This window comes from Vibrio sp. B1FLJ16 (assembly GCF_905175385.1).
Classification (GTDB): Bacteria; Pseudomonadota; Gammaproteobacteria; order Enterobacterales; family Vibrionaceae; genus Vibrio.
The window spans coordinates 358,358-370,718 of record NZ_HG992749.1 but is presented as its reverse complement, the minus strand read 5'-3'; the positions used below and the strand labels follow the sequence as shown (position 1 = coordinate 370,718).

9 protein-coding genes are annotated in these 12,361 nt (G+C 46.1%); 5 read left to right on the top strand and 4 right to left on the bottom strand.

Going from position 1 to position 12,361, the window contains the following annotated elements:
- Window positions 1–13 precede the first annotated feature (13 nt).
- On the bottom strand, window positions 14–400 hold the full coding sequence (locus KHN79_RS01775) for a DUF2799 domain-containing protein (RefSeq protein ID WP_182009682.1): 387 nt from the start codon (window positions 398–400) through the stop codon (window positions 14–16).
- Window positions 401–599: 199 nt separating this feature from the next.
- Window positions 600–890, bottom strand: a complete 291-nt coding sequence (locus KHN79_RS01770) for a D-fructose-6-phosphate amidotransferase (protein WP_182009683.1) — start codon at window positions 888–890, stop codon at window positions 600–602.
- 318 nt (window positions 891–1,208) lie between these two features.
- On the opposite strand from KHN79_RS01770, the gene KHN79_RS01765 reads away from it, so the two are divergent.
- Window positions 1,209–2,258 carry a DUF4382 domain-containing protein gene (locus tag KHN79_RS01765; RefSeq protein WP_182009684.1) on the top strand — a complete coding sequence of 350 codons (1,050 nt, stop codon included), beginning with the start codon at window positions 1,209–1,211 and terminating at the stop codon, window positions 2,256–2,258.
- Between the two features lie 98 nt (window positions 2,259–2,356).
- Here KHN79_RS01765 and KHN79_RS01760 read toward each other — a convergent pair whose 3' ends face one another.
- On the bottom strand, window positions 2,357–3,724 hold the full coding sequence (locus tag KHN79_RS01760) for an 8-oxoguanine deaminase (protein WP_182009685.1): 1,368 nt from the start codon (window positions 3,722–3,724) through the stop codon (window positions 2,357–2,359).
- A gap of 311 nt (window positions 3,725–4,035) precedes the next feature.
- Between KHN79_RS01760 and KHN79_RS01755 the strand changes: the two genes are divergently transcribed.
- The 4 genes from KHN79_RS01755 (at window position 4,036) to KHN79_RS01740 (ending at window position 10,180) form a co-directional block, all read left to right on the top strand.
- Window positions 4,036–5,784, top strand: coding sequence for a lysophospholipid acyltransferase family protein (locus KHN79_RS01755; protein ID WP_182009686.1), 1,749 nt, complete (start codon window positions 4,036–4,038; stop codon window positions 5,782–5,784).
- A 595-nt stretch (window positions 5,785–6,379) separates the two neighbouring features.
- Window positions 6,380–8,332, top strand: a complete 1,953-nt coding sequence (locus KHN79_RS01750; protein ID WP_182009687.1) for a PTS mannitol transporter subunit IICBA — start codon at window positions 6,380–6,382, stop codon at window positions 8,330–8,332.
- Window positions 8,333–8,444: 112 nt separating this feature from the next.
- Window positions 8,445–9,593, top strand: coding sequence for a mannitol-1-phosphate 5-dehydrogenase (locus tag KHN79_RS01745; RefSeq protein WP_182009688.1), 1,149 nt, complete (start codon window positions 8,445–8,447; stop codon window positions 9,591–9,593).
- A gap of 56 nt (window positions 9,594–9,649) precedes the next feature.
- Window positions 9,650–10,180, top strand: a complete 531-nt coding sequence (locus tag KHN79_RS01740) for an MltR family transcriptional regulator (RefSeq protein WP_182009689.1) — start codon at window positions 9,650–9,652, stop codon at window positions 10,178–10,180.
- A 244-nt stretch (window positions 10,181–10,424) separates the two neighbouring features.
- Here KHN79_RS01740 and glmS read toward each other — a convergent pair whose 3' ends face one another.
- Entirely contained in the window at window positions 10,425–12,257 is a 1,833-nt protein-coding gene (glmS, locus tag KHN79_RS01735; protein WP_182009690.1) for a glutamine--fructose-6-phosphate transaminase (isomerizing), read from the bottom strand.
- Window positions 12,258–12,361: the final 104 nt, after the last annotated feature.

Here is a 12,361-nt window from a genome sequence, read left to right as displayed (position 1 = left end):
ATTTCAACAGCTCCTAGTCACTGTACTCAAAGTACATCGCCTCCATAGCTAGTGCGTCTTCGTAAGCTGACTGCCATTTTTTAACAGCTAAATCTTCAAACTCTGTATTAGCGCACTGGCCACGATAACGTATGCCTCGATCTCCTTGTTCGTAAGCGTTATCGGGTAAGCAATATTCGGATATGCCCTGCATGTAGCCTTGCTTGTACTGCTGAACTCCCGCATCACCAAGCTCATTGAGTGCTATAAGTTCAGTTCGTGCACGCTGGTAATGACCTTGCTGACCATCGAGTAAACCGATTTTATACCACTCTCCCGACTGCGCCAGCATAGCTTGCTCTGAAACTGATGTGCATCCAATCAGGACAGAACCCAACAACATGACAAGTGGAAATCTCATAGTAACCTCCCCTATCGCAACCTTTATTGACATTTCACACATCCCAAATTGAGTATAGGAGAGGTTGTACTATTAAAAATAATTCCAGGTACGTCTTTACCCAAATTTACGCAAGGTAATATAAAAAGGCTCATGGTGTTCTCCATGAGCCTTTGCACTTTTTAGTTCTAAGCCAAGAGTTGTTTACTATGTTGTTGGCCTAATAATGCTCAGCGTTCTTGCGACGCTCTGCCTCAATTTTCATCGCCAGGTAGTCTTGTGCTGCGATAACTAAGTCCGGGCGATTGATAAGCTTCCAGAGAAAATATGGCGGGATGAAAAATACAATAAAATACAATGACTCATGAAAAAATATACGAGCAATAGAATCCTGGTGCTCAACAAATGCTGTCAGAGCAAAAAGATCCAACATCAAACCCAGAACTCCAAAGACAACACAGACCACAATGGCTAATCCCAATAGCTCCCGAATAAAATATTTTAATGCCATGCTACTACTTCCTTCTTGTAGTGAGTCAGTTCACCATACTCTTCTAATCATTCTCTAAACTTGATTATTATCAATATCCTGCAAAAATATATAAGAACTTAGTTTTATAAAGCGGTACTCGGTTTAATAAAATAGATATAAGTAGCATGTCTTACACTGCGCGCTTTGTATGAAGAAAAATAACTTTGGAACCCGTGTCTTTCCTTTTGCACAAACATGGAAGATTTACCCCTTCATTACGCCGCAATGACATTTATTCTCGCTTCTAAGTGTAAGATTTTTCAATTATTAGCAGTGTGAATATATAAAAGAGGAAACATGAAAAAATATACTTACCCTCTACTTGCAATTACAGGTGGTCTGTTACTGACTGGCTGTAACAGCGATGACTCTTCTTTCAAAACAGAAACCGCTACTTTTTCTTTGGCAGTTTCTGATGCTCCTGTCGACGATGCAGAAAAAGTCGTTTTGGCTTTTGAAGATGTGGTTTTAATTCCTTTCGACCCGGAAACCGGTGAGCAGACTGGTGACCATATTATTATGAACGTCAGTGAAGACGGAGAATTGCGTCAGATAGACTTGATGGAGTATCAGGGCAGCAACGCAGAAACTATTATCAGCGAGCAGACCCTTGCACCGGGAGACTACGCAATGTGTCTGTATGCTAAAGATGGTACTCAGTTGAATGACACGTCGCTTTCTTACGTCGAAAAAACAGATGGAACAGTGAAAGGTCTCGTCGTTAACAGCCGAGGTAGCTGCTACGGCGCGAAGCCGGATACCAGTGACCAGGGGCGCTTAAAATTCTCTCAAAAAGGTGAGTACGTAAAAGTACATACCGGCAATAACAGCTACGTTGTAGAGTTTGATTTACGTAAGGGTCTGGCTGATCCTACCGGCAAAGATTACATGAACATGAACTCTAACGCGGTAAGCTTAGTAAATGCAGCAGAGGCTGGTCATATTGGTGGTGACGTGAGCTCAGTACAATACCAGGCTTGTGAGGCAGACAGCGCTGCTTTGAATGCCATTAATGATGATACAGCTGTACATGCTGTTTATCTGTATGCCGGTGAGATGGATCGCAGTGCGATGGGTGATCTAGGAGCGCCAGCGGAACTTAACACACCTGTTGCAATTGCCGATGTTAACGAGACTGAAGACGAGCTAGGTAACGTAACCTACAACTACGAGTTCGGATATATCGGTCCGGGTACTTACTCTGTCGGTTACACATGTACAGCATATGTGGACAATGCGGATACTCATGAAGCTTCTGAAGATGGTTTCCTGATCTATCAACACTACACGCCGGTAGTCGTGTTTGAAGGCGAACGCACTGAGCAAGACATCGAGCCGATTTTGTAGATCTCATTTTTAAAAAGAGAAAGCCGCTTACTGACCGTAAGCGGCTTTGTTTTATCTGCCAGATAACAAGCTGATGCTTAAATTTAGCTGTGCTAATCTCAGATTCTCTGCCCCGATGAAAGCGTTGCCAGACGCTTCGCCGCACGGCTATGACGAGCCATCAAGTCCTGTAAATCGACACCAATAACCTCACCATCATGCACTCTCCATTGGCCTGCGACCATGACTCTGTCAGCCTGCTGAGCGCCACATAACAGCAAAGCTGCCAGCGGATCATGACTACCGGAAAAACGAATGTCATCCAGTTTGAACATCGCGACATCAGCCTGAAAACCGACGCTCAGCTCCCCGATGTCCTGACGCCCCATCGCAAGCGCCGAACCTTTCGTCGCCCAGCGCAGCGCATCAAAATGCGTCACTTTCGCCGAGCCGTACTGCAGCCGTTGCAGGTACATTGCCATACGTACTTCAGCAATCATATTCGAGCCGTCGTTTGAGGCAGAGCCATCCACACCAAGACCGACTTTTACTCCAGCCTGTTCAAGCTCTAAGTTCTTGCACATACCAGAAGCCAGCATCATATTAGATGTCGGACAGTGACTCACCCCGACCCCGGCTTTACCCAGGCGTTGAATCTCTTCAGAGTTAAAGTGAATTCCGTGAGCAAGCCAGGTACGCTCGTTCAACCAGCCAACATCTTCGAGGTAATCGACCGGACGCAATCCGAACTGCTTGATGCAGAAGTTCTCTTCATCAATGGTTTCACATAGGTGAGTGTGCACCATGACATTCTCATCACGTGCGATTCTCGCAGTCTCTTTCATCAGATCGGTCGTGACGGAGAACGGAGAACATGGCGCCAGCGCAATTTGCGTCATCGCACCATCATGATGCTGGTGATACTCACTGATGAGTCGTTTACTGTCATCAATGATCGCTTGCTCAGATTGGATCGTGTGTCTTGGCGGCAAACCGCCCTGATCTTCGCCCAGACTCATTGAACCGCGGGTGAAAATAGCCCGAACGCCGAGCTTTTGTGCGGTTTCTACCTGAAGATCAATGGCATGTTCCAGTCCGTCAGGGAGCAGATAATGATGATCCGATGCGGTTGTACATCCAGAGCGCATCAGCTCAACCAAAGCCAACTCAGTAGCGACACTCATCATCTCCTGATCCAGATTAGCCCAGACCGGATAGAGGCTTTTCAGCCAGTGAAACAGTTCTTTATTGAGCGCGTCAGGATAAGCGCGTGTCAGGGTCTGATAGAAGTGGTGGTGGGCATTGATCAGCCCCGGAGTAATGACGTGCTGGGTGGCGTTGACGACCGAGTCGATCTTAGTATCAGGTGTGGCATTGAGCGCTACCAGCTCAACAATTTTGTTTCCGCGAATGACCAGCCCTCCGCGAGCATCCTGCTCATTGCCAGTGTAGATCGCGAGTGGATTCTTAATCCAGATTGTTTCCATTCATAAATATCCTTAGCCGTTTCAGCCATTTCAGGGGAAGCGGACTTGTACCCAAACCTTTATAGAATCTGGGTGGTTATATTGATTGATAAAAACCGATGCTTTCGGTGAGTAAAGGCTCAGTAAATAAGCCTCGTCTAACATAGCATAAGACGGTGAAAAACGAACAAACAATCACCACCAGATTAAGCAATCCCTTGATTTGTTGAATAAATCGTCACTCCTTTGTCATCAAAGACTCACGAATCTGCCTCTCAATTGTCATCTGCGATTTCTACTATCCGGTAATCAACTCACATGCTGAGGTAAATATGGACAGCTCTACCCCCTTTCGTCTCCCGCGTAAAACGCCGTTTGGCATTGGTGAAAATGTCGCAGAGTGGGCAACCGGATTAAGCCAGCTTGATAAGTTCTATGTTCAAAGACCACTCAATGCGGATATTCAAACCTTCTTACGTTTTACTCTCTCCATTTTAGGTATCGATTACCGTATTGCTCATGGTTCAACCGATTCAGTACCGAGACACGGTCCGACAATAATCGTTGCCAACCATCCACTCGGCTGTGTTGAAGGGGTAATTTTGGCTGAACTGCTTCTTATGGTGCGCAGCGATATTCAGATTCTTGCTAATCAATACCTTAAAACGGTCCCGGAGCTTGATCAGCTGTTTATCGGTGTAGATGTCTTTGACGGAAAAGAGGCAGTGAAGTCAAACATGAAAGCACTGCGTGCAGCAAACAAGCACCTGGCTAACGGCGGGTTGCTGCTCGTTTTCCCTGCAGGTGAAGTTTCTCAGTTGGTTGATTCAAAACAAAAGCGGTTAGAAGACAAAGAGTGGAGTCGTAGCGTCAGTACCCTGATTCGTAAAAACAAAGCGACGACCGTACCTGTGTTCATTAACGGGCAAAACTCGAAGCGCTTTTATATGGCCGGAAAAATTCACCCTTTACTGAGAACTCTGATGCTAGGAAGGGAACTGCTCAACAAAAATTCGCAAACCATAGAATTATCGTTTGGACAAGCAATTAAATATCAAGAACTTAACAATCTAAGCGATGATCAAGTCGTTAATTATTTAAGGCTCAATACCTATCTGCTTAACCGTAATTCAAGTTCTGCTCAGCAAACAGTCTCAGCAGATGATTTGCCGCCTATCGCGGCAAGGTTACCTGTAGGCCAATTGCTTGAAGAGCTGCACAGCTTGCCTCCAGAAGCCAAACTGCTTGAAAGCGGTGATTTTGAAGTCTACTGCACCGGAGCTAAGGAGATCCCATACCTCCTGCATGAAATAGGTCGCCTGCGTGAATACCACTTCCGCAAGGTTGGCGAAGGAACCGGGCTAGCGATCGACATCGATCATTTCGATCACGATTATCTGCACCTGTTTGTCTGGGATCGCAAAAATCAGTCCATGGTGGGGGCTTATCGTCTGGGCCTGGTGGATCAGTTACTGATCAAACATGGCGTAAACGGCTTGTACTCGAGGACTCTGTTCCGCTATGACCAGCGCTTTCTCGGTAAAATGGGCAAATCGATTGAGCTCGGACGCTCGGTGATTGCAGAGCAATACCAAAAGAGCATGAGCGCCCTACTCCTGCTATGGAAAGGCATTGCGACATTTGTGTACAAAAACCCGGAGTATACTCACTTGTTTGGGCCCGTCAGCATCAGCAATGACTACAGCCAGAGTGCACGTCAGCTGATTGCCCAATCGATGGCACTGCACCATTACGACAGCACCTGTGCAGAGTATGTTACACCAACAAATCCGCTACCGGAGGTAAACCAGAACTGGAACATCAGTATGCTCGCCGCTTTGGGGGATTTACAATTGTTGTCCCGTGTCATTGCTCGTATCGATGAAGGTAAAAGCATTCCTGTACTGCTGCGTCAGTATTTAAGCCTTAACGGAAAACTGGTCTGCTTTAATGTTGATCCGGCCTTCAACAACGCGCTGGACGGATTGATCATGGTGGATTTACGCGAGGTACCAGACAAGACACTGGCACGTTACATGGGGAAGGAAAATTCCGCAGAGTATTTAGCTCAGCACAGCTAAAAACATTTTTCAGACCTTCTGTGCATTGCTTATCCAATCCAAAAGGGCTGCAATGCACTATCCTTTTGTTTTTCTAGTGAAAACAATAAGGAGCCGTCTACACTTTCAGCTCAGATACATTCACACGACCAATAAATTGCCACGTACGCAATTTCATCCGTGAATATCGTTACAAAATTTCAAAAAACCTACAAGTTGATTTAAATCACACTTTCAAGCCAAGACCAGCCAGGCCAAAGTGTGAGTAAGATCGACACAAGTATTTAATTTGATATTCAAAAAAATCAAAAGTGACACTGATCACAATATATTTTTATTTCATATTTGTCATAAGATCGAACTGATCACTAAAATTTTTATTGACAGATTTAAAAGCTGAATTTTGTCACTAAGTTACAGATCAATTAATTGATCTTCATCACTTAAAAAGTGCTTTTTATCTGAAGAAGTGCTGGTACTGATCACGAAAAACCCGTTGTCAGTTCCAAATGAAAATTGTGTGATAAATTGATTGGGTACTAAGCAATCAAACAAGCGGTTTTGGCGAACCGTTTACAACAACAATATTCATCAGAACATCGAACGGGGAATTGTTATGATATCACCAGATGCTAAGATCAAGATACAAAATTTTGGTCGTTTTCTGTCTAACATGGTAATGCCTAATATTGGCGCATTTATCGCGTGGGGCTTTATCACTGCTCTATTTATTCCAACTGGTTGGCTACCAAATGAAACGCTAGCTTCCATGGTTGGTCCTATGATCACTTACTTACTGCCACTGCTTATCGGTTACACCGGTGGTAAATTAGTCGGCGGCGATCGTGGTGCGGTTGTTGGCGCAATCACCACGATGGGCGTCATTGTCGGCACAGACATCCCAATGTTTATGGGTGCAATGATGGTCGGCCCTATGGGCGGCTGGGCAATTAAGAAATTCGATAACTACATCGATGGCAAAGTGAAAAGTGGCTTTGAGATGTTGGTAAACAACTTCTCTGCCGGCATCATCGGGATGCTATGCGCAATTCTGGCCTTCTTCTTGATTGGTCCTTTTGTGAAAATACTTTCAGGCGCGTTAGCAGCCGGAGTAAACTTCCTTGTATCAGCCCACCTTCTGCCTCTGACTTCAATTTTTGTAGAGCCAGCGAAGATCCTGTTCCTGAATAACGCAATTAACCACGGTATTTTCTCGCCGCTGGGTATCCAACAAGCGTCCGAAACCGGTCAATCGATCTTCTTCCTTATCGAAGCAAACCCAGGCCCTGGTTTGGGAATCCTGCTAGCTTACATGGTGTTTGGTAAAGGTACCGCTCGCCAAACGGCAGGTGGCGCATCAATTATCCATTTCTTCGGTGGCATCCACGAGATTTACTTCCCATACATCCTGATGAATCCACGTCTCATTCTTGCCGCTATTGCGGGCGGTATGACAGGTGTGTTCGTTCTGACAATGTTCAACGCCGGTATTGTCTCTCCTGCCTCTCCGGGTTCTATCTTCGCAGTACTATTGATGACGCAAAAAGGCGCTATCCTCGGTGTTCTCGCCTCTATCGCATCAGCAGCAGGCGTGTCATTCGCAGTAGCAGCACTACTGATGAAGACCCAAACGTCGACAGAAGAAGACGGTGATGAAGCAGCGTTAGACAAAGCAACTTCGCAAATGAAAGACATGAAATCTGCATCTAAAAACAATGCAGCGGTAAACAGTGAAAGCAAAGGTGACGTAGACCTTGCGACAGTACAAAGCATTATTGTCGCTTGTGACGCGGGCATGGGCTCAAGCGCCATGGGTGCGAGCATGCTACGCAAGAAAGTTCAGGACGCAGGTCTGAACATCAACGTGACCAACCTTGCTATTAACAACTTATCAGAGAGTGCAGATATCGTGATTACTCATAAAGACTTGACGGATCGTGCTCGTCAGCACGCTCCTAACGCACACCACATTTCACTGACTAACTTCCTTGACAGCGAAATGTACAACCAACTCGTGACCAGACTGCTGGCGGCACAAAAAACGTCATCGGCAAACGACGATCAGATGGTCAAAGTTTCGGTTCTTGCTGCAAACGACGACAGTTTTGAGCCACAACAACCATCGGTATTCAAAATCCAACGTGAAAACATTCATTTGGGTTTAAGCGCGGCCAACAAAGAAGAAGCGATTCGCTTTGCAGGCAACAAGTTAGTTGAGCTTGGCTACGCAGAACCAGAGTACGTAGACGCCATGTTTGCGCGTGAAGAGCTGGTTCCAACCTACCTTGGCGAATCTATCGCGGTACCACACGGTACGATTGAAGCGAAAGATCGCGTGAAGAAAACCGGCATAGTTATCTGCCAATACCCATCGGGTATCCAATTTACTGAAGACAAAGACGATGTAGCGAAACTGGTTATCGGCATTGCCGCTAAAAACGATGAGCACATCCAGGTGATTACCACCATTACGAACGCGCTCGACGAGCCAGAGGCTATTGAGAAGCTGACCAGCACTACGGATGTAGAAGAGATTCTCAGCATTCTTGGCGGTCAACAGGCAGCTTAATCACTCTGTTTAATTTGCTCCTGAGCAAACCGAGGTCAGCTGTCACCCCCTATGCGGTTGACCTCACCCTAGATTCGTTAGTCAACATTTCAGACATTGGTAGGTAAGAATTATGAAAAATGCAGTTCATTTTGGCGCAGGTAACATCGGTCGTGGTTTCATTGGCAAACTACTAGCAGACGCAGACGTTGAGGTCACTTTCGCTGACGTTGATGCCCCTTTAGTAGACCAGCTAAGTCATAAACAAGAATACAAAGTAAAAGTCGTCGGTACTCAATGCCAAGTCGATACAGTAACACACGTCACGGCAGTTAACTCTGCCAGCGAAGACGTGATTGACCGCATCGTGAAAACCGATCTGGTCACCACCGCCGTCGGTCCAAACGTGTTGGATATCATTGCCAAGACTATCGCGGCAGGTATTACTAAACGTTTAGAAGCAGGTAATGAAGCTCCACTGAATATCATCGCTTGTGAAAATATGGTTCGTGGCACCACGCATTTAAAAGGCGAAGTGTACAAACATTTGGATGAATCACTGCACGCAAAAGCAGATGAGTTAGTTGGCTTTGTTGATTCAGCAGTAGACCGCATCGTGCCACCGGCAGAAGCAGCCAACGATGATCCACTGGAGGTCACTGTAGAAAGTTTCAGCGAGTGGATTGTTGATGAACAGCAGTTCAAGGGCGAAGTCCCTGATATCACAGGAATGGAAAAGACCAATAACCTGATGGCATTTGTCGAACGTAAACTTTTCACACTAAACACTGGCCACTGCATCACTGCTTACTTAGGCTGCTTGAAGGGCCATCGAACCATTCGTGAGGCCATAGAAGATCCTGAAATTCAGGCAGAAGTGAAGCAGGCGATGGTTGAAAGTGGTGAAGTGCTGATTCGCCGCTACGGATTTGACCGCGACATGCACAATGCCTACATCGAGAAGATCCTGGGCCGTTTTGCAAACCCATATTTAGTTGATGAAGTCGACCGCGTTGGCCGACAGCCAATTCGCAAACTAGGCGCTAACGATAGATTAGTGAAACCATTACTCGGTACAATTGAATATGGCACTGAAAACCAAACACTTTTAAAAGGGATTGCGGCGGCATTGAAGTACACTAACGACACCGATCCTCAAGCAGTTGAACTGCAAACATCGCTGCAAGACGTTGGTGTGAAGAAAACTCTCGTGAAGTACACCGGCCTTGCAGAAGACAGCGCTGAAGTAGTTCGAATAGAAACACTTTACAATCAGCTGTAATTGACTTTGGGGAGCATTGCTCCCCATTAAATAATGAATTAACGACAACTCAGTATATGGCAGATAACATCAACGAAACCGAGATTATTGAACGACTGAACAGCGCACCATCGGTACGAGGCTTCTTTATTGCTACTGTCGACGTATTTAACGAATCTATCGACGGGCTGATACAAAGAATCTTTCGTAAAGATAACTTCGCGGTTCAGTCCGTTGTCGGCCCGCTATTACAAGACTCTGGCCCTTTGGGTGATCTCTCAGTTCGTCTAAAGTTACTGTTTGGTTTAGGTGTGTTACCCGACGATATTTACCATGATATCGAAGACATCATTAAGCTTAAAAACCGACTCAACAGTGATGCTGCAGACTATGAGTTTACCGACCCAAATATCCTCGATCCGATCAAAAAACTTCACCTGGTCAAAAACATGGGCATGGTACAACTGGAAGTCAATGAACCGGACGACGACATCGACCTTGAGTTTTACCAACTTCAACTACAGCGCCAGCAGCAAATCATCAAATCCGGACTATCTCTCGCGATTGTCGAGATCTGTAATGAACTGGGCAAGGATAGCCCGTTCTAACCCCAGTAATCAGAGAGTTAACCTGAGCTCGGATAATCAAAGTTAAGTGACTCCACTCCTCACCAATAACATCATCAAATATTCATCAGGACTGCCACATTATATTGCGCTAATAGTCTGCCATTTATAGGCTTTGTACTGCGTTATCCAATGCTCAACTTCTGTATTCACTCATTACTCTAACAATAAAAAAGCGGCACATACTCTCGCATGTGCCGCTTGTGATTTGTGCTGTTAAGCGTGATTACTCAACTGTTACCGCTTTTGCAAGGTTACGAGGTTGGTCAACGTCAGTACCTTTGATTAGCGCGATGTAGTATGACAACAACTGCATCGGGATGGTGTAGTAAATTGCCGCCGTAATTTCGCTCACATGAGGTAACGTGATGATCTTCATTGTCTCATCCGCTTCAAAACCTGCATCAGCATCTGCGAATACATATAGCAGACCGCCACGTGCGCGTACTTCTTCAACGTTAGATTTCAGTTTTTCCAGCAGATCGTTACTTGGAGCAACCACAACTACCGGCATGTCTGCATCGATAAGCGCCAGCGGACCGTGTTTCAGCTCACCGGCTGCGTAAGCCTCTGCATGAATGTACGAGATCTCTTTAAGCTTTAGAGAGGCTTCCATCGCGATTGGGTAGAATTCACCACGGCCAAGGAACAACGTATGGTGCTTGTCTGCAAAATCTGTAGCTAATGATTCAATTTCTTTCTCGAAAGAAAGTGCCGCATTGATTTGCTTCGGCAATGCGTGCAGCGCTTCTACGATCTCTTTTTCTTTCTCTTTGCTAATGCGGTTTTGTTGCTTACCAAGCGCCGTAACCAACATCAGCAGTGCCGCAAGCTGAGTAGTGAATGCTTTGGTTGAAGCCACACCAATCTCTACGCCTGCACGAGTCATAAATGCGAAGTCTGATTCACGAACCAGAGAAGAACCAGCCACGTTACAGATAGTCATCGCAGCCATGTAACCCTTTTCTTTCGCAAGGCGAAGTGCAGCCAGAGTATCTGCGGTTTCACCCGATTGAGACAGTGTGATCAATAGACTGTTCGGACGCGTAACAAACTTGCGGTAACGGAACTCAGACGCGATCTCTACGTCACAGCTCACGCCGGCAATGTCTTCGAACCAGTAACGAGCCGTCATACCTGCGTTGTAAGAAGTACCACATGCGACGATTTGTACGTGTTCAACTTTACTTAGGATGTCTGCTGCATTGACACCAATCGCTTCAGTTACCACAGAATCTGCCGTAATGCGTCCTTCCATAGTGTTGATAAGTGCAGTTGGCTGCTCGTAGATTTCTTTCTGCATAAAGTGACGGTACTGACCTTTGTCACCTGCGTCGTGCTCTGCATTAGACTCAACAACTTCACGTTCTACTCGCTCACCTGTCGCATCAAATACCGTCACTTCACGACGAGTAATTTCTGCCACATCACCTTCTTCCAGGTACATGAAACGGCGGGTAACGTTAAGCAGTGCAAGTTGGTCAGATGCCAGGAAGTTCTCACCGACACCGAAACCGATCACGATTGGGCTGCCGGAACGAGCAACTACGATACGAGAAGGATCTTTACGATCCAGCGCAACCGTGCCGTAAGCGCCTTCGAGTTGCTTCGCGGTTTTCTGTACCGCTTCAAGCAGTGTTTCAGAGGTACGAAGTTCCCACTCAACCATATGGGCGATAACTTCTGTATCAGTTTGAGATTCAAATACGTAACCACGTGACTGAAGCAGCTCACGTAATGCTTCGTGGTTTTCGATGATGCCGTTGTGTACAACCGCAATGTCACCGGACATGTGTGGGTGCGCATTGGCTTCTGAAGGTTCGCCGTGTGTTGCCCAGCGTGTATGTGCGATACCCGTACCGCCAGAAACAGTGTCCTTTTCTACCGCATCCGCCAGCTCCTGAACTTTGCCCAGACGACGTACGCGGGTCAGGTTAGATTGTGCGTCGACAATCGCCACACCCGCTGAGTCATAACCGCGGTACTCCAGACGACGTAGACCTTCGACCAAAATTTCTGCAACATCTCGTTGTGCCACTGCACCTACGATTCCACACATGTGTTTATCTCCGTTTGTAGTTTTGTTCTTCCCCAGCCATTCATTCATATAGAGGCAGCAAGCAAAGGCCTGTACATGAGGGAAGTAAAATTAAAATAGTTTGA

Excerpts from the sequence above, each read along its gene's own strand:
- KHN79_RS01775 (WP_182009682.1), bottom strand. The coding sequence starts at position 400 with ATGAGATTTCCACTTGTCATGTTGTTGGGTTCTGTCCTGATTGGATGC.
- KHN79_RS01770 (WP_182009683.1), bottom strand. The coding sequence starts at position 890 with ATGGCATTAAAATATTTTATTCGGGAGCTATTGGGATTAGCCATTGTG.
- KHN79_RS01765 (WP_182009684.1), top strand. The coding sequence starts at position 1,209 with ATGAAAAAATATACTTACCCTCTACTTGCAATTACAGGTGGTCTGTTA.
- KHN79_RS01760 (WP_182009685.1), bottom strand. The coding sequence starts at position 3,724 with ATGGAAACAATCTGGATTAAGAATCCACTCGCGATCTACACTGGCAAT.
- KHN79_RS01755 (WP_182009686.1), top strand. The coding sequence starts at position 4,036 with ATGGACAGCTCTACCCCCTTTCGTCTCCCGCGTAAAACGCCGTTTGGC.
- KHN79_RS01750 (WP_182009687.1), top strand. The coding sequence starts at position 6,380 with ATGATATCACCAGATGCTAAGATCAAGATACAAAATTTTGGTCGTTTT.
- KHN79_RS01745 (WP_182009688.1), top strand. The coding sequence starts at position 8,445 with ATGAAAAATGCAGTTCATTTTGGCGCAGGTAACATCGGTCGTGGTTTC.
- KHN79_RS01740 (WP_182009689.1), top strand. The coding sequence starts at position 9,650 with ATGGCAGATAACATCAACGAAACCGAGATTATTGAACGACTGAACAGC.
- glmS (WP_182009690.1), bottom strand. The coding sequence starts at position 12,257 with ATGTGTGGAATCGTAGGTGCAGTGGCACAACGAGATGTTGCAGAAATT.